Consider the following 25,903-nt stretch of genomic DNA (forward strand, 5'->3'; position numbering starts at 1 on the left):
ATCGACGACAACTTCTTCGAGCTGGGCGGCCACTCCCTCCTCGCCACCCGCCTCATCAGCCGGATCCGCACCACCCTCGACATCGAACTACCGGTACGCGCCCTCTTCGAAACCCCCACCATCGCCACCCTTGTCCAGCACCTGGACCGGACACCGGGGAGCTCCTCCGGGGACTCACTGGGGGCCCTGCTCCCGCTGCGTGCCGAAGGCGATCTCGACCCGCTGTTCTGTGTTCATCCGGCGATAGGGCTGAGTTGGGCATACTCTGGCCTCCTGCGCCATCTGGACCGCCAGCAGCGTCTCTACGGTCTGCAGGCCCGTAAGTTCAGCGAGCCTGACGCCTCGACGCCAGGGCTGGAGGAGATGGTCGAGGACTACCTGAACGAGATCCGGACCGTTCAGCCTTCCGGCCCGTACTCCCTCCTGGGCTGGTCCTTCGGCGGCATCGTGGCCCACTCCCTTGCGGTCCGCCTGCAGGAGGAAGGCGAGGAAGTCACTCTGCTCGCCATGATGGACAGTTACCTGCCCACGGACGGCTGGGAGGGCGAGCGGCTGTCGTACGACAGCCCGGACGTGCTGAGTGCGATCGCCGAGTCGGTCGGACACGACCCGGCATCGCCCGAGAGTCCTCTCTCCGGGCTCGGCGCGGACGAGTTCTCGGCTCTGGTCAACGTCTTCGTGGACATCGCCAACTTGAGCGATCACATCAGTGTCGGGAAGTTCATGGGCGACATCCTCTTCTTCGCCGCAGTCGCCGACAAGACGGATGGTGAGCTCACTCCCGACATCTGGTCCCCGCATACGACCGGACGAATCGAGGTGCACGCCATCGATTGCGTGCACGGGGCCATGACTCAGCCCGGCCCGCTGTCCGAAATCGCACAGGTGCTGGCCGCACGGTTGGCCGACAGCTCGGTGGCCCGGGGCAACGCGTGACCCCGCACCAGTCTTCTGGGGTGCTCATGCATCCCAGTCGTCCATCAACAAGCCGTTCTCAGGAGAACCATTGAAATTCACCCGCAAAGAGAAGGTGCCGCAGCCGCCCTTGGGCGCCAACTTCAACAAGGTGTGGGTGGCCAAGATCGCCTCGTCCCTGGGCGACGGCGTTCAGCTGGCCGCGCTGCCCCTGCTGGCCCTTCAGCTGACCAGTGATCCACTGCTCATCGGCGCGGTCGGCGCCGTCGGCACCCTGCCGTGGTTCCTGGTCGGCCTGCCGGCCGGAGCCCTGGTGGACCGGTGGAACCGGAAGAAGGTGATGCTTCGTGCGGACCTCATCCGGCTCGTCATCCTCGCCCTGCTCACGGTCGCCGTACTGACCGACCACGCGAACATCTCCCTGTTGATCGTGGCGGGATTCGCCCTCGGGTGCGCGGACATCTTCTTCGACATCTCCGCGCAGGCCGTCCTGCCGGTGGTCACCTCCGGGGATCAGGCACTCATCCGGGCCAACAGCCGGATCTCCGCAGCCGAGATCAACGGGGAGCAGCTCGCAGGTCCGTCGCTCGGCGGTGTGCTCTTCTCCCTGTCGCACTTCCTGCCGTTCCTGGGGAACGCGTTCTCCTTCTTGATCAGTGCCGTCTTCGTCGGTTCGCTGAAGGGTGATTTCGGGAACGCGCCGGCCACCGAGCCGGCCCGCAGGAACCTTCGCGCCGAGGTCGCGGAAGGACTGCGCTGGCTGCTGAAGCACCGCGTCCTACGAGCGCTGTCCGCCACGGCTGCTGTCGGCAACCTGGTCTTCACCGCCCAGATGTCGCTGCTGGTCCTGCTGGCCACGGAGCAGCTCGGTCTCGGCGAGATCGGCTACGGCCTGCTGCTGAGCTCGACCGCCGTCGGCGCCTTCATCGGCAGTCTCGTGGCGTCCGCGGTCGCCAGGAAGCTCCAGGTGGGCACCATGCGATGCATCGGCATGACCCTCGAAGGACTGGCGATCGTCGGGCAGGGCCTGACCGGAAACCCCTGGATCGCCGGCGGAATGATGGCCGTCATCGGGTTCTCGATGAGTGTCCAGATCGTTGTCGTCGGTTCGCTGCGGCAGCGTCTCGCACCGGCGGAGATTCGTGGCCGCGTGCTCTCGGCCAGCCGGCTGATCTCGCTCGTGGGTGCACCCTTCGGCGGTCTCCTCGGCGGCTTCCTGGCGAGTGCGATCAGCGTGCGCGCGCCGTTCGTCATGGGCGGCCTCCTGATGGTCCTGGTGGCCCTGGTCAGCCTGCCCGCGCTGAGCAACCGCGCCATTCGGGAAGCGACCGAAGAGGCGTCCGCCACGACGGAAGCACCGGAAGCGGCTTCCACCACCGCATCGAAGTAGGGCTCGTCGACGTTGTCGCGAGTTCGCTGTTCCCCTTAGGCAAGCGAGGATGCATGAACGACAGCGGAGTGGAACTCCTGGCCGCCGACCTGAGCACGGATCGACTGCACGCAGCGCTCCGGGATCCGGCACTCGCCTCCATGAACTTCTTGAACGAGGTGGCCAGCCGGTTCCCGGAGGCCCTTTCGCTCGCCGCCGGCCGGCCCAGTGAAGAGTTCTTCGACGTCGACGACCTTCCCCGATATCTGCAGATCTTCTGCGACTACCTGGCGGCCGAGAAGGGTTTGGACGCAGAGCGTGTACGCCGCACCCTCTTCCAGTACGGCCGGACCAAGGGCATCATCCACGAGCTTCTCGCCCGGAATCTCGCCTGTGACGAGGGCATCGACGTCGACCCGGAGTCGATCGTCGTCACGGTCGGCTGCCAGGAGGCGATGTTCCTGGTGCTCCGGGCACTTCGCACGGACGAGCGTGATGTCGTGCTGACGGTCGCGCCGGGCTACGTCGGACTGACCGGTGCCGCGCGGCTGGTGGACATGTCCGTCCGGCCGGTGCGGGAGCATGCGGACGGCATCGACCTCGACCACCTGATCGAGCAGATCGAGGCGGTGCGCGCCGAGGGCAAGCGGCCGCGGGCCTTCTACCTCGTCCCGGACTTCGCCAACCCCTCCGGCGCGAGCCTCGAGCTGGAGGACCGACAGAGGTTGCTCGCCATCGCGGCCGAGCACGATCTGCTGATCCTCGAGGACAACCCGTACGGTTTGTTCCAGGCCGAGGCCGGTCAGCGCCCGCCCACGCTCAAGGCCCTGGACCCTTCGGGGCGGGTCGTCTATCTGGGCTCGCTCTCCAAGACCTGCTTCCCCGGAGCCAGGATCGGCTTCGTCGTCGCGGATCAGCGCGTGGCCGGCGCGAACGGAGAGTCCAACCTTTTCGCGGACGACCTTTCCAAGATCAAAAGTATGCTCACCGTCAACACCCCGCCCGTGGCCCAGGCCATAGCGGGAGGCAAACTGCTGGAGCACGACTGCAGCCTGGTCAAGGCGAACACCAGGGAAATTGAGCTCTACAGCCGGAATCTGCGACTGCTGCTGGAGGGGATGGACCGGCGGTTCCCGCGAGGCGGGGACCACCAGGTCTCGTGGAACACGCCCGGCGGTGGCTTCTTCGTGGTAGTCACTGTTCCGTTCGCTGCCGACGACGCCGCACTGGAATACGGGGCCAATAAGTACGGCGTGCTGTGGACACCCATGAGCCACTTCTACGACGGCCGCGGCGGCGAGAATCAGCTACGCCTTTCGGTGAGCGTGGTGTCGCCGGACGAGATCGAAGCAGGGCTGGATCGCCTGGCGATGCTGATCGCCGATCTCTCCGGCAAGGAAGCATCTACGCATTAGTCACCCATTCTGAAGGCCAGGAGATTTTCCATGCCGAACAACGGCATATATGCCGACGACCTCAACAGCGTGAACCTCGCGGACCCGAACACCTTCGTGCAGACCGACATGGAGGATTTCTGGCGGCGCGTCCGGGCCGAGCAGCCCATCTACCTGCACCCGGCCACGGAGCAGGGGACCCCGTTCTGGGTGGTGTCCCGCTACACCGACGTCATGACCGTTCTGCAGGACCCCGAGCGGTTCAGCTCGCGGCCCGGGAACATGCTGTCCTCGCTGCACAAGCCCGGAGGGGATCCGGCGGCCGGCATCAACCTGGCGCTCACCGATGCGCCGCGCCACAACGCCATGCGGACGATCCTGCTGAAGGCGTTCAGCCCCCGGACCCGCAAGGTGGTGACGGACAAGCTGCAGCAGCGGGTCGACCAGCTCCTGGGCAACGGTGTCGGAATCGGGACCTTCGACTTCGCCAAGGAGGTCGCGGAGCTGGTCCCCATGGGGACGATCTGCGATCTCCTCGGCTTCCCGTCGAAGGACCACAAGTACCTGCTCGACCTGAGCCGGGAGGCGCTCAGCACGGACGACGAGGGGCAGACCGAGGAGGACCGCTGGCTCTCCCGCAACGAACTCCTCAGCTACTGCCAGGAGATCATCGAGGCCCGCCGCGAGAATCCGCAGGACGACCTGATCAGCGCGATGGCCACCTGCCAGATCAACGGTGAGCCGATGACCGACGACGAAGTGGTCGTCAACTGCTACGGGTTCATCCTCGCGGGGGACCACACCAGTCGCCTGGCCATGGTCGGCGCCCTGCTCGCCTTCTCCCAACACCCCGAACAATGGCTGGCGTTGAAGGAGGGCCGGGCCACGATACCGAGCGCGGTCGAGGAGATCCTGCGCTGGACGACTCCGTCGATGCACATCGGCCGCACCGCAACGGCCGACGTCACCATCGGCGGTAGGACGATCCACGCAGGCGAGCACGTCATCCTCTGGAACACCTCCGCCAACCGCGACGAGGGCATATTCCGGGATCCTCAGAGCTTCGACGTGGCACGGACTCCCAACAAGCACCTGAGCTTCGGCTCCGGACCCCACTTCTGCTTCGGGTCCTATCTCGGGCGAGCCGAGATCACTGCCGTCCTGAAGACCCTCTGCGACAAGGTGGAGCGGATCGAGCTCGTAGGTGACCCCAAGCCGATCTATTCGACGTTCCTCCGCGGATACAGCAGCCTGCCGGTCTCACTCATCCCCAGTGGACAGTTCAACTCGAAGGAGTCTGTGAAGTGATCGAGGCTGAGACCCAGGCCAGTCATGCGGACATGCCGCCCCTCCACCTGTTGAAGGCGGAGCACCTGCCGGCCTCACGAAGCGCCGTCACCGGCATGATGAACCAGCGCACCGCGGACGCTCTGCGGACCGTCATCGACATAGCTCCGGGGGACTCCGACCGGCACGCACTGTCCGCAGTCGATGCTGCCCTGGCCTGCCTGACCGCACCGGCTGCCGCCACCACGTACACCGATGCGGAGCGGAAGGCCCTGCCGGAGGACCTCTACGAGGAACACGACCGATTCTTCGGCGCGATCAGGGTCACGGGAAACCCGGTGGAGACGTTCACCCGCACCATGCTCGAAGCCCTCCGCAGCCAGCTCAACGACTCCCTCTCCGCCGGGGTGAGCCTGTTCAGCGGTGAACGAGCTCAACTGCGTGAGGCATTCACCAGCACCTTCCACCTTCTGTGGCGCATCGGAGTCGCCGGTACACCCTTCGAGGACGCGGCTCGCGCTCGCCCGCAGGACGCCGGCCCGAGGATCGACGACGTGGCGGCCGATCCCCTGATTCGCTGGCGCCTCGGTCATCAGGTGTTCTTCGCACTCATCCAGGCGCTGGTCGTCTCGGTCGGCTGCCTCGAGGAGTTCCTCAAGGACGATCCGGAAGACATCGAGAGCGCCTGCCGACTGCTCGAGGACGCCACGGTGCTGATGATCGGGTCCGGCACATCGATGCGGTACGCGGGTGACTTCACGCGCACGCACTACACGGACGCGGTACGCCCCGCGATGATGCCGCCGCACATCAATGCCAAGTTCAGCGGTCTCCAGTTGCGTGATCACCGGGTTCTGCTCAAGTCGATCAACCGGGTCAAGCCGTTGCTGGCGTCGCCCGCTCCGGCCGTCGACAAGTCCTACCGGAAGCTGCTCGATGCGATGTCGACGGCCTACGACGCGCACATCGCGGTCTGCTCGAGGTTCGGCGGCAATCGCGAATCGAGTCTGCGCACGCCCGGCTCCACGGTTTCCGCGGTGCAGATCCTCGAGCGGTTCCGCGAGCGGCGCATCGGCGCCGCCACGCCGGATCGGCCGGCGGAGTCGTACGGCGAACTCCGACCGACTCTTCGAGGGTGAATCCCGGACGCAGTTCACCCGTGGCTCCGGGCGATCGTGTCTGCGCTCCGCACAGACGGATCATTTGGGAGCCACGGGCGTGGTCAACGATATAAAGAGGCCGTCCAGATCGTCACAGATCGAAGACGTCCAGTTCCTGCAGGGGTACCGGTTCACCGCCGTAGTCCGAGTCGCGAGAAAGCTCCACGGCGGAGCACTCGAGGACACTCCAGCCGCGCAACGCGCCCGCGCGCAGCAGAGTGCGGTCGATCAGTCCTCGGGCCTGGACGGTTGCCTGGTGCCTGTCACCTGCCGCCACGAAGGCCATGAGGCCGAACCGGCCCGCCGTGTCGTGGACCACCGTGAGGTGCTCCAGGCGGTCCTGCGGTTCGGCCGCTGCCCACACGACCTCCTCCACCAGCACCGCGGATGACGCCTTCTCTCCGTCGGGGGCCGGGACCATGCGGATGAGTACAGCGAGCACGGAGCGGCTCCTCGGTTGGGTGGGTTCGGTTCGACGGTTGACGTGTCCGGTCAGGCAGCGGGCAAGCGGCGACGGCTTCGGTGGTGTGCCGGGATTGCGCAAGACATGGGCGGCGGCCCGGAGTACGGGGGCGGCGTGGACGAAGTCCACGCAGGATATGGGTCGTGATGCCGCGTCGGCGGGTCTCGGCTTCGATCAGTTCGAGCCGGTGGCAGGCGCCGCCCGCCGGGGCGATCCAGGGCCGGGGCTACCGCGGGTCGCATGCCTCGGCCTGGTCAAACGCGTCTGCGATGACCTGCTCGGGCGGGCTGACCAGGGAGGCTGTGCACTACTGAACCGCACCCTCCTCGGGGCACGGGCCCCAGGTGACGGTCTCGGCGATGACGGTCGCGTTCGGCGCGGCGTCCGCGACAGGCCGCGAGTGCGCGGTGGAGTCCACGGTGGCAAAGACGCCGACCAGAACAGCCAGAACAATTAGGGTGGAAGAGGCAAAAGGGACGTTGCGCGGCATGGCGGTACTCCTCGAGAGGGTGTCGGTTGATTGCTTCCGGCTTCAGCCGGCTGCCGTTGGGCTCGATCGGCTGGTGATTGCTAGAGCTTGGCCGCCCCTGCCCCCACCCCGTAAGCACCTGACCTTGGCATGAAGCGCGCTGTCACCATGGTGCAAACTCGACCGCCCCTCGAATGGGCGCTGACCTGATCGTTTACCCCCGTGGCAGTGTCGTGCCTGGCCGCGAGATGCCACTCCGCCCCCGACGCGCAGGAGCCCAACATCTCTGGCATAAACCCATCATTGCAGCAAATGCCATGAATGCTGAATATCGTCTAATTGCCAGCCTTGTCATCAACTAGCGCACCGGGGGTGCGCCAAAAGCCTCCTTAAGACGGATGCCGCTCGTCATGCAGCGAACTAGGATCGCTCCGGCGCCGATTGACCGTCGGCGTTCGCCTGGCCACGGGGGGCCAGTACGGCGTGCGTGACGTGCGGGCAGGCAGGGGGGGCATGTGGACAGAACATCTTCAGGCGTCCGCACGCCCCGAGCCCGCCGCTCACCTCTCGCTGGCCGGCTGCGGCCGCATGGAATCGCAGAACGGGCATACCCCCCGATTCCTGTTGTCGCCACACCAGCCACAAAAGAGGTGAAGTATGCTCGAAGCCCTCGGCCTGGAGCCCGCTGCCGAAGTCGTCTACCGCTCACTCCTTGACTCCCCGCAGCAGGGGATCGAGGAACTGTGCGACCGCTCGGGGCTGACCGAGAACGCAGTCCGAGCCACCCTGGACCAGCTGGCCCGCCTGCACCTGCTGCGCCCCACCGGGCCAGGGGCCGAGAGCCTTCGCCCGGTCGATCCGGCTGTCAGCCTCAGCGCCCTGCACGCGCGCCGGAGCGCTTCGCTGGCGCGGCACCAGAAACAGTTGGAAGAGGCCAAGGAATCCATAGCCGTACTGGCCGCCGAGTACGGCAGCTCACGCCGGGAATTCCTGCCCGAGGTCGCCGAATGCCTCGACGACATTGACGCGGTCCGCGACCGTCTGGAGGAACTGGCGGCGAACATGAAGGAGGAGTGCCTGTCCTTCGTCATCGGCGGCGCCCAGCGCCCCGAGGACATGGCCGCTGCGAAGGGGCCCGACCAGGAGGCCCTGGAGCGCGGCGTCTCGGTCCGCTCGATCTACCAGGACAGCCTGCGCAACGACGCGGCGACCACCGGCTACGTCCGATGGCTCACCTCGCTCGGAAGTGAGACGCGCACCGTCCCCGTCCTGCCCATGCGCATGATCATCGCGGACCGGAAGGTCGCTGTCGTCCCGCTGGAGCCGGGCAACGCCCTCAAGGGCGCCCTGGTCCTGCACAGCCCGGGCGCCGTCACGGCCCTGGTGATGCTCTTCGAGGAGGTCTGGAAGAACGCCGCCCCCTGGGGCACGCCGCTGTCGAAGGACCACCGCGGCCTCGGCCCCCAGGAGCGTGAACTGCTGCGGCTGCTCGCCGAGGGCTGCACCGACGAGATCGCCGCCCGCCACCTCGCCATCTCGGTGCGCACGGTCCGTCGGCTCGCCGCCGACCTGATGACCCGGCTGCAAGCGCGCAGCCGGTTCGAGGCCGGCGTGCTCGCCGCCCGCGAGGGGTGGGTATAGCCGTCCTCCCCTGCTCCCACGCCCTGGGCACAGCCGGTGCTGCACCGAAGGCCGCCGTTCCGCGGGGCGGTTTCCAGGGGTCGTTGCAACACGTGGTCGGTTGTCTGGTGTCTTGAGTCTCGTAAGGGCTGACTATCCAGGTTTCGGGGTTCGGCAGGCGGTTCAGGTAGCAGGCGAGGCGTTCGAAGATTCTGGTGGGAGTGAAGCCTCTGGTCGGAACGGGTCTGCGAAGATCACGTTCGGTACAACCAGAGGCTTCACGTGTCGTCCGGTATCAGGAGTCGAGTGCTCCGCCCTCGACTCCAGCGTGGGCCACATCCAGCGCTTCGTCGGCGCAGCGCGGCGGGGCCTGGGCTTTGCGCTGGAGATCGACCTTGGGCCGTGATCCAGCACGTCACGGAACTGGAGAGCCTCAGGTCCGAAGCGGTCCAGGTACGGATCGACGTCGATCTGGCTGTGGGGCAACACCGGGAACTGATCGGTGAACTGCGGTCGTTGACCGCGGCGACTCCGCTGCAGCAGCTCCAGGATCTGAACTGACGTGCACGAGAGCCGAGATGGCAGCGCACTGGTCGAGGTCCGAGCCGGCGTCGTCTCAGGTTGTGCGGCCTCGGGCGGTGCGGTGATCGGTGTAGTGGCGGGCCGCGCGGACGCGGTTGCCGCAGCGGTCGGAGCACCAGCGGCGGGCGCCGTGCGTGCGGACGAAGAGGCGGGTGCAGCCGGGAGCTCCGCAGGTGGAGAGGCGGCCGCTCGGGGGGCCGGTCAGGAGTTCCACGGCGTTCTCGGCCAGCACCGTGAGGGCCGCGCCGACGGGGTCGTCGGCCGGGCGGCGGACGGCCGCGACCGGGCCGGTGTGCTCCCAGTGGATCTCGCGGACGGTGGGGGCCGCCGCGAGGGTGGTGTTGAGCGTGGACAGGGCTGTCGGGGCGGGTGCCGCGTCGCTCAGGTGGGCGTCGAGCAATTCCCGCAGTGAGCGCCGGAGTTCGAGCAGCCGTTCCAGCTCCCGGCTGACGACCGGGGTCCCGGAGGGGAGCAGTCCCCGGTTGTTCAGCCAGGCGGCGGCGCTCTCGGTGTCGCGCAGTCCGTCATAGGGGCCGTTCGGCCGGCTGAACTCTGTGTTGACCAGTGCCAGAGCGCCGTGGCGGTCCTCGCCGGGAGCCTGCGGCGGGGCCGTCGCGGTGGAGGATTCGGCAGCGTCCATGACCTAACGCTAGCACTTGAGACTTTCCGTGAGGCTGGGATAAGGTCGCGATGTCTAACGGAGAATACTTTGCGTTCCCGTTAGTTGTGACTCTTCAGCCACCCCTGGCTTCCGTTGTCAACGATGGGGATCCCCGTGGAAAAACCAGACAAAGGCCTTACTTGGCGGTTCGTCACGCTGGCCATCGGCATGTTCGCCATCGGCACGGACAGCTTCGTGGTCGCCGGCATCCTGCCCAGCGTGGCCAAGGACCTCGACGTCGACGTGCCCACCAGCGCCGAGCTGATCACGGCCTATGCGCTGTCCTACGCCATCCTCTCGCCCGTCGTGGCGGCGGTGGCCGCCCGGGTGCCGCGCAGGCTGCTGCTGATCGGCGGCCTGCTGGTGTTCATCGCGGGCAACATCGGCACCGGGCTCGCGTCCGGGTTCGAGGTGGCGCTGGGCTTCCGGGTGATGGCCGCGCTCGGTGGTGCCATGTTCACACCGACCGCGGCCGGCGTCGTCGTCGCGCTCGCCGGGCCGGAGCGGCGGGGTACCGCCCTGTCCATCCTGTTCGGCGGACTGAGCGCGGCCACCGCCCTCGGTTCCCCCATCGGTACCGCGATCAGCGGCTTCACCGACTGGCGCGGCACCATGATCTTCGTCGCGGCGGTCGGTCTGGTGGCCGCGATCGCCGTCTCGGTGGCCCTGCCCACCGTGCCCAGCCCGCCGGCGGTGACGCTGAAACAGCGTCTGTCGCCCGTCACCGATCTCCGGATCGCCCTGACGCTGCTGCTGGTCCTGGTCGGCTACAGCGGCCTGTTCGTCCTGTACACCTACGTCAGCCAGATCTTCGCCCCGGCCACGGACGGCAACGGCCGGACTCTGGCCTGGCTGCTGTTCGCCTGGGGCATCGCGGCCGTCGTCGGCAACATGACCGCCGGACGCCTGACCGACAAGTTCGGCAATCGTGTCGTGATCAACACGGCCGGTGTCATCGCGGTCGCCGTCTTCGCCACCACGCCGTGGAGCAGCCGGCACCTGGCGACCGCGTTCGTCGCCGCGATGCTGTGGGGCGCTTGCGGATGGGCGATGCTCGTCCCGATCCAGCACCGGCTCGCCGGGGTGAACCCCGCGGTCGCGCAGATGTCCATCTCCCTCAGTTCCTCGGCGAACTACGTCGGTGTCTCGCTCGCTCCGGTGGTCGGGAGCTTCTTCCTCGACCACGACGTGGAGATGCGCTACCTGGGTGTGCCGTCCGCCGCGATCGTCGTCGCAGGCCTGCTGATCGGTGAGGCGGGGTACCTGCTGATCCGGCGGAAGCAGCGGCAGGTGGAGGCGGAGGCGGACGGCGGTGACACTCCGGCCGAGGGGCGGGCCATCGCGGCGCGCTGACCCGACCGAAGGCGCGGGGGCTTCGCATGGACCGGGCGACGGTGCCGTGCGAAGCCCCCGCGGGGAGCCGCGGGTCAGGCGATCCTGCCGCGCGGCTGCGGTTCCAGCACTCCCATCAGCTGGCTCACCTCGGCCGTCGCGGACCTGACGGCCAGGACGCAGCGGTCACGGATGGCTGCCGACTGGTGGGCCGGCTTCAGCAGGACGAGCGAGCCCAGCACGGTGCCGTCCCACAGCACGGGAGAGGCGAAGGAGTCCCAGCCGCGCGCGCACTCCTGGAAGCCGAGCGCGTAACCCTTGACCCGGATCTCCGCGAGGGAGGCGAGCAGTTGACCGCGGTCCCGGTACACGCCCGGTCCCACGGCCGCGGGCAACTGCTCCGCGAGCACGCGGTGTTGGAGGTTCTCGGAGAGGTGGGCGAGGATCGCCCGGCCCGAGGCGCCGATCCGCAGCGAGCGGTTGACCCGCATGATCTCCCGCGGCGACATCCCCAGTTCGGTCAGGTCGTGGGCGCCCACCGCCATGTCGAGGCAGTGCCGCTGAGGGTGGCCCAGGTTGGTCAGGCCGTACAGGAACACCATCCCGCCGTCGGCGCTGAGGCGCAGTTGTTCCAGACAGTCGCTGAGCGCGTCGTGGTCCAGCCGGGGCGTCAGTGCCTGGGTGCCGAGCCGCGCGGCGGCCGGGCCGAGCCGGTACCGGCCCCGGGCGACCTGCACGAACGCGCCCTGCTCGATACCGGAACGCAGGATCCGGTAGACGGTGGAGTCGTCCAGCGAGGAGGCCCGGGCCAGTTCCGCGAGTCCGTGCACCTCGCCGCCCAGCTGGGTGAAGGCGTGCTGCACGCGGAAGACGCGCTCGGCGTGGCTCGACCCGGCGGTGTGCGACGTATTCTTGGGCTGGTTTTTGAATTTATTTTGCTGAGGGATGGGAAATGGGGTCCGTGTGACACCGGACTGATGGGCGGCACCGTGGCGCACGGTATGACCTCTCGACACAGAAAATGGGGGGAATGTGGTCGGCGGGCGTCGGAGTCACCGCGTGACTTCAGTGACGGATGGATGAGTGCCTTCGCGCGAAAAGCCGACATGTGCGAAATGTGTCCGGCCTTGGTGCCGTCGAATGGGTTGTCAATGGCGAGAAATGCATGCACAGCCCCCGTTGGTTCTTTGTGCAACTACTTGCGGTGCTGGCGGGATGGTTTCCCGTACCTGCCGCAGGCGAGTTACGTGCGTTTTGTTGGACGGTACAGCGACCTGGCGGGCGGGAGTGTGACGGGCCTCACTCTCTAACGGATTCGGCTGAATTTTGCCGTGCCCTGTGCTCCGTCTCGGCGCGGACCGTCGACCGTTGCCGCGTGAAGAAGCGGAATGGAGGATCCGACTGGCGTGCGAGGGGGCGGATCCAAGCCACCGAGCCGGTCGGTCCGGATGGCCAGGTCGGTCAGATCGGCCCGGTCGGCCCGGACGGCTCCGCGTGGGCCCGGTGTGCCGTGACGGGCTCGTCCGGCCCGGCAGCCGGCCCGGCCACCGCCGCCAGCAGGCCGGGGGCCGGCAGAAGGTCGCTGACCCGCCAGTCGCCCCCGCGCCGCCCCGTGCCGCGCGATACGCGCGCCGTCCGTTCGCGCGGCCGCACGTCCAGGTCGGTCAGGTCGCCCACGACCCCGGTGCCCACCGCCTTGAGAACGGCTTCCTTCCGCGTCCAGCAGCGCAGGTAGGCGAGCGAACGGCGTCGGCCCGCAGGCTCTTCGGCCACGTAGGCCCGCTCGTCCGCGCTCAGCGTCGTCGGCGCGAGCACGTCCACGGGCATCGGCCGCAGCAGCTCGATGTCGAGGCCCACCGGATGGTGCGGCGACAACAGCAGGGCCGAGTAGCCCTCGCTGTGCGAGAGGCTGAGGTGCACCGCGCCGTCCGCGAGCTCCGCCACCAAAGGCCCGTGTCCGGTGTCACCGCAGCAGGGACACGGCTCCCGGGTCAGCCGTACGTCCCGGGCGGGGACCCCGGCGGCGGTACCCGCGATCCGCTTGGTCAGGGCCCGCGCCCAGATGAACCGGGCGCGGTGGGCCGGGAAGCGGAAGGCGGCGGCCCGCGCGCGTTCCGGCGCGTCCAGCAGCTCGGTGAAGCCCTCGGGCACCGGTGTGCCGTGCCGCCACCACCACAGTTCCACGTGACCGGCCCGGTCAGCCGGGCAGGCGCCGCAGGCGGGCCGACAGGTGCTGCTGGAGCGGCTGCCCGACCGCCTCCACCTCCGTTACGACCGTCAGCTCGTCCTCGCGCAGCGTGAGGCGGCGCCGGGACGCGGTGACCTCCTTCGCGAGCGGGGTGACGACCGTGTCCCGCGACGCCATCTCGATCTCGCCGCCCGAGATCCGGCCGACGTACGTGGTGGCGATCCCGATGGGATGGGCGACCACCGCCTCGAGGTAGCCATCGGCGCCGACCCGCCACCAGCCGGTCTCGCGTCCCGACGGGCGGTCCGGCCGGCCCTCGCTGTCGGTCAGCCAGGCGCGCGCCTCGTACCGCAGGAAGGGCCGGCCGTCGTGGCTGAAGGTGATCTCCTGCTCGTAGGAGAAGCCGTCGGCCAGAGTGGCGTATCCACCGGTGCCGGACCCGCGCCACATGCCGAGCAGGGGGAGGGCCGGGGCGATCCACGGATGCGGTTCCGGGCCCACGCCCACGACCTGGCTGTCAGGGAAAAAGGCCTGCGTGTAACCCAATTTTGCTCACTCCGCCGTGTTCGCCGGTACCGGCGGTACCGGAATCAGCTGTACCCGGAATCAGTCCTACCCGGAGCAGCGTAGCGGAATGCGAACCGAGTTTCCGCGACAGCCGCCCTTTTCTCGGCACATGAGAAACCGGGCGCCGGTGACGGTCGGCGATATTTCTCATCCGCCGAGAAATCGGTTCGAGTTTTCTCGCCAGCCGAGAATGTGCAGGTGAGAGGCCGGTAAATAAATGATTGACGAATACTCGGGGCGTCTTGTTACGCTGGCCGCGCCGGATTTCCATCCGGAGATCTTCATTCGTGGACGGGGGCTTTCGTGTACGACGCCATTGTTGTAGGCGCACGAATATCCGGCGCATCCACGGCTCTGCTGCTGGCGCGGCTCGGCCACCGGGTGCTGCTGGTCGACCGGGCGCGTTTTCCCAGCCCGACGTCGTCGTCCACGAACCTCATCCACCCGCCGGGCGTCCAGCGGCTCACCCGGTGGGGGGTGCTCGACCGGCTCGGCGACCCGACGATCCCGCGGATCAGCCGCTACCGCCTGGAGAGCGGCCCCGTCCGGCTGGAGGCCCGGCTGCCCGCCGTCGAGGACGTGGACTACGCGCTGTCGCCGCCCCGCGTCAAACTGGACGAGGCCTTGGTGCGCTGCGCGGCCGACGCCGGTGCCGAAGTGCGCGAGGAGACCTCTGTCCAGGAGCTGCTGCGCGACGCCGACGGCACCGTCGTGGGGATTGCGGGCACGGCCAAGGGCTTGGGCCGATTCCAGGAGAAGGGCACCGTCGTCATCGGCGCCGACGGCAAGAACTCCAAGGTGGCCCGGCTGGCCGGGGTCGGCCAGTACCGCGCCGAACCGGTGCTGAGCAAGAGCCTGTGGACGTACTGGGAGGGGCCGGCGCAGCCCTCGCTCGTCCGCACCTACCGCAAGAACCGCCGCCACCCGTTCACCTGGCCCACCCACGACGGCCTGTCCATCGTGGGAGTGGCCTGGCCCACGGCGGACTTCCCCTCGCCGGGCAGTGACGAGGCGACCGACCGGACGGTCATCGCCGCCCTGGCCGACGTGGACCCGGAGTTCGCCGAAGAGGTCCGGGCGGGCCGACGGGCCGGTCGCTGGCTCACCGGTTCCGTCCCCAACTTCCTGCGCACGCCGCACGGTCCGGGCTGGGCCCTCGTCGGCGACGCCTCCGCCACCCGCGACCCGATCACCGCGTCCGGCATCACCCACGCCGTGCTCGGCGCCGAACTCCTCGCGGACGCCGTGCACCGGGGCCTGTCCGGCGGCCGCGGCCTGGCACTGGAGCTGGCGGCGTACGCCCGCGCCCGGGACGCGCTCGTCCGCGACCACTACGACTACACCCGGGACTACGCGCGCATCCTCGACCACACGCGGGAGGAGCGGGCGCTCATCGAGGCGATGAGCCGCAGCCCCTGGCACGCGCGCACCATGATCGGGCTGTTCGCCGCGGTCGTCCCGCCGGAAGAGTTCTACTCCCGCCGCAGCTTCCGCGAACTGTTCGACTATCTCGACGAAGAGGGCGGACTGCCGCACACCATCCGCATGCTGCGCTGGCTGCTGTACGCCGTCCCCGGCCGGCCCGAGGCCACGGCCCGGCTCGCCGACCGGCTGCTGGCGGCCCGGCTCGGTCTCATGGGCGAGCTTCTCCTGCGCACGGCTGCCTGAGCCACGCCCCGGTACGACCACCGGCCCTTCGCCATCCCCGATGACACGCCCGCGCACCGACGCCGTTGTGCGGCTGCTCGGAGCCCAGCCCGTGACACCTTGTTCTGGAGGAATTCCCACCATGCCCGGTACGCAGCAGTATGCCGGCCCCGTTCTTCTCTTCCCCGGCCAAGGCGGCTTCGACGGTGTCGCGCTCACACGCGCGGCCGACGGCTACCCGCAGGTGCGGGCCGTCTTCGAACGGATCGACACCGTGACCCGGCAGATCCACGGCCGGGAGCTGTCCGCGACACTGTTCCGCGACACTCCGGTGGAACTGACCGACCTGCTGAGGGACGAGCCCTGGGTGTCCCAGCTCGCCATCTACGGGTCCGGTCTCGCGGCCCACCGCGTGCTCACGGAGCACGGAGTACGGCCCTGCGCCCTCGTCGGCCACAGCCTCGGCGAGATCACGGCGCTGGTCGCCGCGGGCGGCTACTCCGTCGAGGACGGCGCCCGGATCGTACTGCGCCGCACCGCCGCCATCGCCGGGCTGGACGGGGGCAGCGGAGCGATGGTCGCGTTGGCCGCCGCACCCTCCCGCGCCCGGCATCTGATCGCGCTCGTGGAGAACGACCGTCTCGCCGTCGCCACCGAGAACCACGCCACCCAGACCGTGCTGAGCGGTCCCCGCGAGGCCATCGGCCAGGTCAAGGCCATCGCCGAGCAGCTCAGGATCGGCTGCGCCGAACTGGACGCCGCGTTCGCGTTCCACAACCCGTCGCTCGCCTCCGTGGCACCCGACTTCGCCGCCGCCGTACGGGACCTGCCGCGCGGCCCGCTGAGCGTGCCCGTGTACTCGCCGATCCTGCAGCGCTTCTACGACCCGGACGAGAGCCTCGGCGACCGGCTGGCCGACCACTTCACCCTGCCCGTGCGGTTCTCCTCGGCCGTCACCCTCCTCCACGAGCACGGCGCGTGCGTCTTCGTGGAGGCCGGCGGACGCGCCACCCTCACCTCGCTGGTGCCCAAGGTGCTGGGCGGCCCGGACGACGTCACCTCGCTGTCCACGCTGTCCGTGGGCCGCGGCAACACCCTGCGGCTGGCCGACACCCTGGCCGAGCTGCGGCGGGCGGGCCTGTCGGCCGGCGACGGACTGGACTCCCTGCGCCAGTACCTGGCCCCCGAGCTGACCGCCGCCGAGTTCTCCACCTTCTGGACGACGACCGGCCACGAGATCACCGCCCTGGTGAGCCGGCGGCTGTCGGACTTCCGTACCGCGCCGCAGAACGAGCCGGCCGGTACGGCCGAGCCCGCAGGCACGGACGGCGCGGCCGAGGGGCCGGACACCGGTGCGCGGCCGGCTGCCGCCGTGGTGGAGGTGCCGGGGCGGGAGGAGGTGTTCGCGACCGTGCGGGGGCTGTATGCGCGGGCGTTGGAGTATCCGGAGGAGGTGTTCACGCCGGGTGTGCTGCTGGAGGCGGAGCTGGGTGTGGACTCGGTGAAGCAGGTGGAGCTGCTGTCGCGGCCGGCTGCCGCCGTGGTGGAGGTGCCGGGGCGGGAGGAGGTGTTCGCGACCGTGCGGGGGCTGTACGCGCGGGCGTTGGAGTATCCGGAGGAGGTGTTCACGCCGGGTGTGCTGCTGGAGGCGGAGCTGGGTGTGGACTCGGTGAAGCAGGTGGAGCTGCTGTCGGGCGCCCGGAACGTGGGCAAGGCCATCGCGGCCACCCTCGCCGACCGAGGCGCCCACGTCCTCGTCAACTACTTCCACTCGCACGAGCAGGCCAAGGAGACCCAGCGCGAACTGCGTGCCCGGGGCGCCCGCGTGGACCTGCTCCGCGCCTCCGTGGCCCGTCCCGAGCAGGTCGACCGGATGTTCGCCGAGATCGAGGAGCGGTTCGGCCGGCTCGACATCCTCGTCAACAACGCGGCCAACGGGGCACTCGTCCCCGGCTCCGAGGTCACCGACGCCCATCTCGACAAGGCCCTCGACACCAACCTCAAGGGCGGCCTGCGCTGCGCCCGGGCGGCCGCCCCGCTGATGCGGAAGGCCGGCGGCGGTTCCATCGTCAACATCTCCGCCCTCGGCGGCTCACAGCTCGTCATGGCCAACTACCTGGCCTGCGCCCCCGCGAAGGCCGCGGTCGAGGCCGCCGCACGCTACCTGGCCGTGGAGTTCGCACCCTTCAACATCCGGGTGAACACCGCCTCCGCCGCGATGCTGGTCAGCGAGGTCGCCGAGGCCTTCCCCGACGCCGAGGCGATGCAGGCCGCCATCGCGGCGAGCACCCCGCTCGGACGCCTGGGCACGCCCGAGGAGTTCGCCGAGGTCGTCGCCTTCCTCGCCTCCGACCGGGCCCGCTGGATCACCGGCCAGGTGGTCCTCGCCGACGGGGGACTGTCCCTCGGCGCACCGCTGCTCTCGCCGCCCGCGGGCACGGGTGCGGTGGAACCCACGGTCGTGCAGGCCACGGCTGAGGCCGAGGGGGCGGCCGAGGCGGAGCCCGCGGCCGTTCCCGCCGCTCTCACCTCCGCGGAGGCCGACGGGGACACGCACACGGACACGGATTTCCCCGAGGACGACGAGATAGCCGTCGTCGGCATGGGGCTCGTCGTCAGCGGCGCCGACAGTCCCGAGAGGTTCTGGCAGCTGCGCACCACCGGTCGTGAGCTGTTCGTCGAGGTGCCCGAGGACCGCTGGGACCGGGCCCGGTTCTCGTCGCCCGACCGGTCCGCCGAGGACAAGTCCTACCAGGACACCTGTGTGTTCATCACGGACTTCGAACCGGGCCGCGCCGTCCTGGACGGTCTGCCGGCGGTACCGGACGAGACCGAGCTGACCACGCTGTGGCTGCGCCACTCGCTGGTCCAGGCCCTGGACGGGGTGCGCGTCGGTGACACCGACCGCTTCTCCTTCCACGTGGGCTACACCGCCGACGGCAGCCAGCACCTGGAGGAGGCGGGCGTCCTGCACGCCGCCCGGCATCTCACCGAGGACATAGCCGCCGGATTGGACCTCACGCAGGAGGACCGCGCCCGTCTGGTGGGCCGCGTCGACAAGGTGCTGTCCGGCCGCTACCACCGAGGTGCCACCGACGCGCCACGGTTCCTGCCGCACCAGGTGGGCCTCGCCGCGATGGCGGGCGTCCTGCCGGACGCCACCCAGCTCCAGATGGTCGACACGGCCTGCTCCTCCTCGCTGTACGCGATCGACATCGGCATCAAGGGCCTGCTGATGGGCAAGCAGGACATCGCGGTGTGCGGCGGCGCGTTCGCGCTGGCCCCGCGCGGAACCGTGCTGTTCTCCAAGCTCAAGGGCCTGTCCCAGCGCGGCGCGGTGCACGCGCTGGACGCCGAGGCGGACGGTGTGATCTTTGCCGACGGCGCCGGCGTCGTCGTACTGAAGCGGCTCAGCCGGGCCAAGGCCGACGGCGACCGCGTGCTGGGCGTGCTCAAGGCGTTCGGCAGTTCCTCGGACGGCAAGGGCAAGGCGATCTACGCGCCCAGCTCCACCGGGCAGAACCTGGCGGTGGAGCGAGCGCTGGAGGCCGGCGGCCTGGACGGGGCGGAGGTCGACTGGATCAACGCGCACGCGACCGGTACCCCGGCCGGCGACCTCGCCGAGTTCACCACGCTCCGCGAGCACTACGGCAACGCCCGCGCCACCGCCGTCACCTCCAACAAGTCGCTGATCGGGCACACCGGCTGGGCGGCGGGCGTGATCTCGCTCATCGAGTCCATCCTCGCGCTCCAGGGGGAGACCATCCCCGGCCAGTACCGGTTCTCCTCCGCCCCCGAGATGTTCCAACTCGACCGCACCCGGCTGGAGATCTCCGGCAGCCCGCGGCCGTGGCCCGCCGTCCCCGGCCGGGCCCGCACGGCGGCGATCTCCGGCTTCGGGTTCGGCGGCACCAACGCCCACCTGATCCTCACGGAGGGCACTGACGGTACTGAGGGTACGGAGGGGACCGAAGGGGAGCGGGGCCGTACGGCCGCCGCGGCCCGGTCCGCGACCGACCGCATCGCGGTGGTCGGCTGGTCGGTCAAGCTGCCCGGCGTCGAGGACCGTGACCAGGTCCTGCAGTGGCTCTCCGGGGACCGGGACATCGAGCAGAGCTTCGGCGAGCAGTACCCGGCACCGCCGTTCCAGCAGGTGCGGATGCCGCCGGCGACGGTACGGACCATCGACCGCTGCCAGCTGATGATCCTGGCCTGCGCGCACGACCTGCGCGACCAGTTGGGCGACTTCTGGCAGCGGCACACCGAGCGCACCGGTGTCGTGGTCGGCCACATGGGCCCGACCCGCGCCGCCATGCTCTACGCCAACCGCTGCTACCTCGACGACATCGAGCACGCCCTGCGCCAGGACCCCGAACTCGCCGCCACCGCGCAGCTCACGCCGCTGCTGGAGCGGATGCGCGAACGGGTCCGTTCGCTGGTCCCGCCGTCGAACGAGGACTCCTTCCCCGGGATGATGCCCAACATCATCTCGGCCCGGGTGGCGAACTACTTCGACCTCAAGGGCCCGAACATCACCGTGGACGCGGGACTGGCCTCGACCGTGGCGGCGTTCGCGACGGCCGTGCGCTATCTGCGCAGCGGCGAGCTGGACTTCGTGCTCGCGGGCGGCATCAACGGCAACAGCCTGCCCGAACTCGGCGGGCTGCTCGCCGACGTCTTCGAGGAGCCGGTGCGGCCGGCCGAGGGCGCCTTCCTGTTCGGGCTGACCACCGAGCGCGCCGCAAGGGAGGCCGGACTGCGCGTCCTCGGCATCATCGACGAGGCCGATGTGCGCGAGGCCGGCACCGGCGAGGGGACACCGGACGTCCTCGACTGCGGCTCGCGCGGCGGCTACGGCCACTACCTCGGCGCGGCCGGTGGGGCGCAGATCCTGCGCGCCCTCCAGCGGACCGGCACCACCACCCGGATCCACTGCCGGGAGAACGGCCACGACATGGCCACCCACCTCGTCGTCACGGTCGGAGAGCCGGCACGGGACGCGCGGGGCTCCGCCCCCGTGGAAGCCGAGGCCGCCTCAACGGAGGCCGCACAGACCGCCATGCGGACCGAGGCCGCACCCACCGGTTCCGCTCCCGACCTGGTCGAGCGGTACGCCGTCACGCTCACCCCGGCGCCCGCCGCACCCCGTGGCCCGGTGCCCGCCGGGGTGCCCGACGGTGCGCTGATCCTCACCGACCGGCCCGGCCTCGCCGAGCGCCTAGCCCGGGGCGCCGCGGACTGCACCGTGTTCAGCACCACACCCGTCACCGGGGAGCGGCCCGCCGTACGGCAGGTGACCAGCACCCCGGAGGGCGTGCGCGCGGCCTTGGACGCGCTGGGCCGCCCGGTGCGCCACCTCGTCCTGGTCACGGACCTGACCGCGTCCGCGCCGCCGCGCACCGCGCTCACCGCGGACCACCCCGGCCTGACCGCGCTGCACGACCTGGCCTTCCTCGTCGTACAGCAGCGCTACGCCGACCTCGGCGAGGCACCCGCCTCCGCGGTGTTCGCCCTGCTCGGCGCCGAGCCCCAGGGCACCGCCCACCCGCTCGCCGGACTCTTCACCGGTCTGCTGAAATGCGTCCGCCTGGAACGCCCGGACGCCGACTGCTTCGCCCTGCTGACCGCCACGGGCGACCCGGAGGCGGCGGCGGAGCTGATCGCGGCCGAGCGGGCCTGCGAGCGTGCCTTCCCGGTCGTCCACCGCGACGGGGACCTGCGCCGGGTGCCCACCCTGACCGCACGGCCGGCCACCGCCGCCGCCGCGGACCAACCCGCCCCGCTGGACCGGGAGTCCGTGGTGGTCGCCCTCGGCGGGGCTCGCGGCATCACCGCCGAACTGCTCACGGCGGTCGCCGAGCGCTACGGCAGCCGTATCTACGCACTCGGCAGCAATCCGGTCGACAGTTACCCGGTCGGCACCTTCGACGGCACGGACGAGGAGTTCGCGGCCACCCGGGCCCGGTACATCCGCGAGCAGCTCGCCGCCGGCGGCCGTACCGTCGCCGAGATCAACAAGAGCTTCGACCGCATGACCGACGCGCGCGCCGCTCGGCGGAACCTGGACCGGATGGCCCGGCACAGCGGTGCGGGGCGGGTGACGTACCTGCACTGCGACGCACGGGACGAGGAGTCGGTGCGCCGCGCCCTCGACACGGTCCACGCCGCGCACGGCCGGATCGATCTGCTCGTCAACGCGCCCGGCCTGAACCGCTCCGCGCTGATCCAGGACAAGATCTTCGACGAGTTCCGGCGCATCCGCGACCTCAAGCTGGTCGCGCACCGTAACCTGCACCGCGCGCTCGCCGGTCGGCCACCGCGCCTGTGGTGCGACTTCGGGTCCCTGCTCGGCTACTTCGGGCAGCGCGGCGAGCCCGACTACGCGTCCGGCAACGACTACCTGGCCACGGCCGCCGCCTACGCCGCGAAGGCGACCGGCAGCGACGAGTTCGTCATCGGCTGGACCCTCTGGGACGAGGTCGGCATGGGCGCCGACGAGCTGACCCGCGAGTACTTCAAGCGGGCGGGCTCCTACAGCCACATGCCGGTCGCCGAAGGCGTCCGGCACTTCCTGGCCGAACTCGGCACCGGGGACCGCACCCCCTCGCTCGTGCACATGGGGGCGGCTGAACGCGCCACGGTGGAGACGTTCTACCCCGGCTACCTGACCGAGCGGCCGGCGGTCGCCGCCACCGCGCCGGCCGGGGAGCCGGGCGCGCCCGCCCGGGGCCGGTTCTATCTGCGCCGTACTCTGCCGACGGACACCGGCAACGCGGACACCGGCGACCGCGACGGCCCGGGCACCGTGCGCTTCGAGTGCCCCTTCGGCCTGGACACCGACGGCTATCTCGCCGGGCACCTGGTGCGTGGCGTGCCGACGCTGCCCGGCACCTTCGTCACCGAGATCGCCGCCGAGGCCGCCCTCACCCTCGTCCCGGACGGCTGTGTGGTCGCCTTCGAGGACCTGCGCTTCCTGCACTTCCTGCAGGTCCGGGAGGGCGTCGCCCAGACGCCCAAGCGGATCACGGCCCGGATCAGCGAGCGGGTCGGCGACCTGACCACGGTGGAGGTCTCCGTCACCCACGACGTGATCGCCCCGTCCGGAGTGCTGCTGGTATCCGGCAAACCGCACTTCACCGTGCGGGTCCTGGTCGCCGGTGCGTTCCCGACGGCGCCCAAGTGGCAGCGCTGGGACGGTGAGGGCGAGCAGGCCGTCGTGGATCCCTACCACGTGCCGTCGGCCCCCGTGCTGCTCAGCGGACCGTTCCGGGCCACCACCGACACCCGGCGCCACCGGCTGGGCGCCCGCTCGGTGTTCCGGCCGGAGCTGGACCCCGCCACCGGGCCCTGGCGGCAGTTCCTGATGCCGACCGTGCTGCTGGACGCGCTGGCGCGGACCGGGGTGCTGGACCCGGTGGACGGGCTCGTCCCGGTCGCCGCCCCGCTGTCCATCCGGCGGATCGACCTGTACCAGAGCGCCAACGACCTGGACCTGGCGCAGACCCACGGAGCGTTGGACCTGTACGTCACCCAGCCCGGGTTCACGGCCGCGCCGCGGTCCGGCAACCGGTTCGTCGCCGTCGCCCCCGGCGGGCACGTCGTGGCCCAGATGAAGGATGTCGACGCCACCGTGATCGGGTATCTCGACCCGGACACCGGCGAGGTGCGTCCGCCCGCGAAGGCTCCGGCCGGGGCGGGGGGCCGTACCGCATGACCGCGCTCACGGACCTTCCGCTCCTCAGCGATGACACCGCGGACGGAGCGGCGTCCGCCGGCACCGGCGGATCCGACGCCATGACCCGTCCGGTGCGCCGCATGCTGTGGCGGCTCACCCCCGCCCCGGCCCCCGGCAGCCCCCGAGGCCTCACCGGCCGGCGGGTGCTCGTCCTCGGCGGCACCCCGGACGACGCGGAGCGGGTGCGCGGCGAACTGCGCGCCCGGGGCGCGTCGGTACTGCCCGGCCCTTCGCTCTCCGGCTCCTCGGCCGAAGCCGGACCGGTGCCCGACACCCTGGTCGACCTGACGCTCGCCGAACGGTTCTCGGCCGACGCCGACGCCGACGCCGACTCCTGCGCCGGCCGATGGCGTACGGCACTGCTGCGCACCTTCGACACGTTGCGGCACTGCTACCCGGCGTGGAGCCGGGAGACCTCGGCGCAGCGGCTCACCTACCTCGCCGTCACGTACCACGGCGGCGGCATGGGATACCACCCCGACGACGACATCGCCCAGCCGCTCGGCGGGCTGTGGGCGGGCCTGGCCAAGACGCTGCACCGGGAGCTGCCCAACTGCCGGGCCCGGGTCCTCGACATCGCCCTCGGCGACCGCGCGGACCTGCCCCGGCTGGTGGGCGACGAGCTGGGCCGCCCGTACCTGAGCGAGATCGGGCACCGGGACGGCGCGCGCTGGACCCTGACGCCGGACGCCGTACGGCCCGGTCCGCCCGCTGTGCGGCTCGGCCCCGACGACACCGTGCTGATCAGCGGCGGCAGCCGGGGCATCGGCATGGCGCTGGCCCGGCGGCTGTGCGCCGAGTTCGGGCTGCGGGTCGTGGTGACCGGGCGCGGGCGGCTGCCGGCCGAGGACACCTGGGACGATCACACCCCCGAGCGGCTCGCCGAGCGCCGCGCCGAGCTGTGGGCCGGGCACCGGCAGGGGCGCGGCGTGGCCGACATCCGCCGCGACGTCGGGCGCGCCGAGAGCACCTGGGAACTGGTCGGGCATCTGCGCGCGGCCCGCGCCGAGGGGCTGCGGCTGGAGTACCGGCGGTGCGATTTCACCGACCCCGGCCAGGTGCGGACGCTCGTCGCGGGGCTGCCCGGCCTGACCGCCGTGGTGCACAACGCGGGCGTGGACCGGCCGACCCGCCTGCCCAACAAGTCCGACGACGACGTGGTCGCCGTGGTCGCGACCAAGGTCGACTCCTTCGTCCACCTGGTGCGGGCCCTGCGCGAGCGGCCGCTGAAACTGCTGTGCACAGTCGGCTCGCTCACCGGGCGGCTGGGCGGCATGGTCGGCCAGTTCGACTACGCGGCCGCCAACGAGTGCCTGGCCCGCCTGGGCCTGTGGGCCGCGCGGCAGCTGCCGTACCCGGTGATGACACTGGCCTGGCCGACCTGGGCCCGGCTGGGGCTGATCTCCAACTTCGAGGCCAGCCTGCGCTACATGGCGGCCCTGGACGTCTCCGAGGGCCTGGACCACTGGCAGGCGGAGCTGCTGGCCGGCAGCCATGGCGAGATCACCTTTGTGGGTCCCCTGGGCCGCGCGCTGGACCCGGTGCAGGCCACCGGCTATCCCATGCCACCGTCCCTGCCGGGGTACGCCGAGACCTACCCGAAGGTTTTCCACCTGGGCGAAGCAGAGGTGTTCCAGCCGCACGAACGCCTGTGTTCCGTCGTCACGTTCGACCCGGCGACGAGCCCGGCGGTCGGCGACTTCACCGTCCACGGCACGCCCGCCGTACCCCTCGGCATGCTGGTGGAGAGCGCCGTGCGCGGCGCGGAGTGGGTGACCCCCGCCGACGTGCCCGACCACGCCCTGCACGCGGTGGAGGACCTGCGCGTCCCGTGGAATGTGCTGCGCTGCCCGGACGGCGGGCCGCTGCGGCTGCGCCGGGACATCCGGGCGCGGCGGAGCACGGACGGCCGCTGGCGGCTGGACGTCGCCTTCCGCCGGGTGGACCCCGCCGGGGCCATGACGACGGGCGCGGACGACGCGGATTGCGCGGACGACGCGGACACCGCGCGCCTGCGGCTGGTCTTCGGCGCACCCGGCGAGGCGGCCGCCGCCGCGACCCCGGCACCGAGCCCGCCCGCCGGGCACCACGCCGGTGCCCTGGGCACCACCTTGCTCAGCGCCGCGCCCGTGCTCCGCTGGCACGGGGTGGTGGTGCCGTTGGCGCGCTGGCGCCCGGACGGCCGGCACCGGATCGTCGCCGAGGCCGGCCGCTGCACGGCGCCCGACCTGTGGGTGGTGCCGCAGCCGCCCGAGTGCCTCGTGCCGGTCGCCGCCGTCGAGAACATCGTCCGCGCGGTCACCGAACGCGCCCCCGGACTGTCCGTCACGCACGACCCGCTGACGATCCGTCACCTCTCCTTCCCGGCGGCCGGCACCCCCGCCGGCGGACCCGTCCGGCTCGAAGGGGACCCGGCACTCGGTGTCTGGAGTGCCCGGCACACGGACACCGGCCGGACCGTGATCCGCATCCGCGGGCTCGCGGCCGACGGCATCTGACCATTCACCCCGTCCG

The 25,903-nt window shown here is 70.6% G+C and carries 17 protein-coding genes; 11 read left to right on the forward strand and 6 right to left on the reverse strand.

Annotation, left to right across the window (positions count from 1 at the left end; all coding sequences use genetic code 11):
* The 5 genes from IF78_RS0110495 to IF78_RS0110515 form a co-directional block, all read left to right on the forward strand.
* Positions 1 to 936 (forward strand): thioesterase domain-containing protein (locus tag IF78_RS0110495; RefSeq protein WP_031480705.1); only part of this gene is annotated, 936 nt, incomplete at its 5' end.
* Positions 937 to 1,006: 70 nt separating this feature from the next.
* Positions 1,007 to 2,305, forward strand: a complete 1,299-nt coding sequence (locus tag IF78_RS0110500) for an MFS transporter (RefSeq protein ID WP_051827663.1) — start codon at positions 1,007 to 1,009, stop codon at positions 2,303 to 2,305.
* Positions 2,306 to 2,358: 53 nt separating this feature from the next.
* Complete coding sequence (locus tag IF78_RS0110505) at positions 2,359 to 3,699, forward strand: aminotransferase-like domain-containing protein (RefSeq protein WP_031480701.1); 1,341 nt, start codon at positions 2,359 to 2,361, stop codon at positions 3,697 to 3,699.
* Positions 3,700 to 3,729: 30 nt separating this feature from the next.
* Positions 3,730 to 4,986 carry a cytochrome P450 gene (locus IF78_RS0110510; RefSeq protein ID WP_031480699.1) on the forward strand — a complete coding sequence of 419 codons (1,257 nt, stop codon included), beginning with the start codon at positions 3,730 to 3,732 and terminating at the stop codon, positions 4,984 to 4,986.
* A complete protein-coding gene (locus IF78_RS0110515) occupies positions 4,983 to 6,104 on the forward strand; it encodes a hypothetical protein (RefSeq protein ID WP_031480697.1) in 1,122 nt (373 codons plus the stop codon). Before IF78_RS0110510 ends, IF78_RS0110515 begins: the two co-directional genes overlap by 4 nt.
* A 112-nt stretch (positions 6,105 to 6,216) precedes the next feature.
* Here the strand turns inward: IF78_RS0110515 and IF78_RS0110520 are convergent, their stop codons facing one another.
* Positions 6,217 to 6,567, reverse strand: a complete 351-nt coding sequence (locus IF78_RS0110520; RefSeq protein WP_031480695.1) for a hypothetical protein — start codon at positions 6,565 to 6,567, stop codon at positions 6,217 to 6,219.
* A 328-nt stretch (positions 6,568 to 6,895) separates the two neighbouring features.
* Positions 6,896 to 7,078: a hypothetical protein gene (locus IF78_RS0110525; protein ID WP_031480692.1), complete on the reverse strand. Its 183-nt coding sequence runs from the start codon at positions 7,076 to 7,078 to the stop codon at positions 6,896 to 6,898.
* 636 nt (positions 7,079 to 7,714) lie between these two features.
* Here IF78_RS0110525 and IF78_RS0110530 point away from each other — a divergent pair.
* Complete coding sequence (locus tag IF78_RS0110530; RefSeq protein ID WP_031480690.1) at positions 7,715 to 8,698, forward strand: helix-turn-helix transcriptional regulator; 984 nt, start codon at positions 7,715 to 7,717, stop codon at positions 8,696 to 8,698.
* 381 nt (positions 8,699 to 9,079) lie between these two features.
* On the forward strand, positions 9,080 to 9,238 hold the full coding sequence (locus IF78_RS49120) for a BTAD domain-containing putative transcriptional regulator (RefSeq protein WP_199921392.1): 159 nt from the start codon (positions 9,080 to 9,082) through the stop codon (positions 9,236 to 9,238).
* A gap of 55 nt (positions 9,239 to 9,293) precedes the next feature.
* Here IF78_RS49120 and IF78_RS0110540 read toward each other — a convergent pair whose 3' ends face one another.
* On the reverse strand, positions 9,294 to 9,899 hold the full coding sequence (locus tag IF78_RS0110540) for a CGNR zinc finger domain-containing protein (RefSeq protein WP_037640165.1): 606 nt from the start codon (positions 9,897 to 9,899) through the stop codon (positions 9,294 to 9,296).
* Between the two features lie 135 nt (positions 9,900 to 10,034).
* Between IF78_RS0110540 and IF78_RS0110545 the strand changes: the two genes are divergently transcribed.
* Entirely contained in the window at positions 10,035 to 11,273 is a 1,239-nt protein-coding gene (locus IF78_RS0110545; protein ID WP_234439796.1) for an MFS transporter, read from the forward strand.
* Positions 11,274 to 11,347: 74 nt separating this feature from the next.
* Here IF78_RS0110545 and IF78_RS43500 read toward each other — a convergent pair whose 3' ends face one another.
* The 3 genes from IF78_RS43500 to IF78_RS0110560 all read right to left on the reverse strand — a co-directional run bounded on the left by IF78_RS43500 (position 11,348) and on the right by IF78_RS0110560 (position 13,941).
* The gene (locus IF78_RS43500) at positions 11,348 to 12,199 is read right to left on the reverse strand and encodes an IclR family transcriptional regulator (RefSeq protein ID WP_063762170.1); all 852 of its coding nucleotides are present in this window, start codon (positions 12,197 to 12,199) and stop codon (positions 11,348 to 11,350) included.
* A 514-nt stretch (positions 12,200 to 12,713) separates the two neighbouring features.
* Entirely contained in the window at positions 12,714 to 13,436 is a 723-nt protein-coding gene (locus IF78_RS0110555; RefSeq protein ID WP_051827667.1) for a 4'-phosphopantetheinyl transferase family protein, read from the reverse strand.
* Positions 13,437 to 13,449: 13 nt separating this feature from the next.
* Positions 13,450 to 13,941 carry a heme-binding beta-barrel domain-containing protein gene (locus tag IF78_RS0110560; protein WP_234439795.1) on the reverse strand — a complete coding sequence of 164 codons (492 nt, stop codon included), beginning with the start codon at positions 13,939 to 13,941 and terminating at the stop codon, positions 13,450 to 13,452.
* Positions 13,942 to 14,310: 369 nt separating this feature from the next.
* Here IF78_RS0110560 and IF78_RS0110565 point away from each other — a divergent pair, with 369 nt between their 5' ends.
* The 3 genes from IF78_RS0110565 (at position 14,311) to IF78_RS44930 (ending at position 25,887) form a co-directional block, all read left to right on the forward strand.
* Positions 14,311 to 15,675 carry an NAD(P)/FAD-dependent oxidoreductase gene (locus tag IF78_RS0110565; protein ID WP_051827669.1) on the forward strand — a complete coding sequence of 455 codons (1,365 nt, stop codon included), beginning with the start codon at positions 14,311 to 14,313 and terminating at the stop codon, positions 15,673 to 15,675.
* A gap of 121 nt (positions 15,676 to 15,796) precedes the next feature.
* Positions 15,797 to 23,368 carry a type I polyketide synthase gene (locus IF78_RS0110570; protein WP_051827670.1) on the forward strand — a complete coding sequence of 2,524 codons (7,572 nt, stop codon included), beginning with the start codon at positions 15,797 to 15,799 and terminating at the stop codon, positions 23,366 to 23,368.
* Positions 23,365 to 25,887, forward strand: coding sequence for a KR domain-containing protein (locus IF78_RS44930; protein ID WP_031480674.1), 2,523 nt, complete (start codon positions 23,365 to 23,367; stop codon positions 25,885 to 25,887). Before IF78_RS0110570 ends, IF78_RS44930 begins: the two co-directional genes overlap by 4 nt.
* The last annotated feature ends 16 nt before the right edge of the window (positions 25,888 to 25,903 follow it).

Origin of the sequence: Streptomyces bicolor (assembly GCF_000719285.1) — a bacterium.
GTDB lineage: Bacteria > Actinomycetota > Actinomycetes > Streptomycetales > Streptomycetaceae > Streptomyces > Streptomyces bicolor.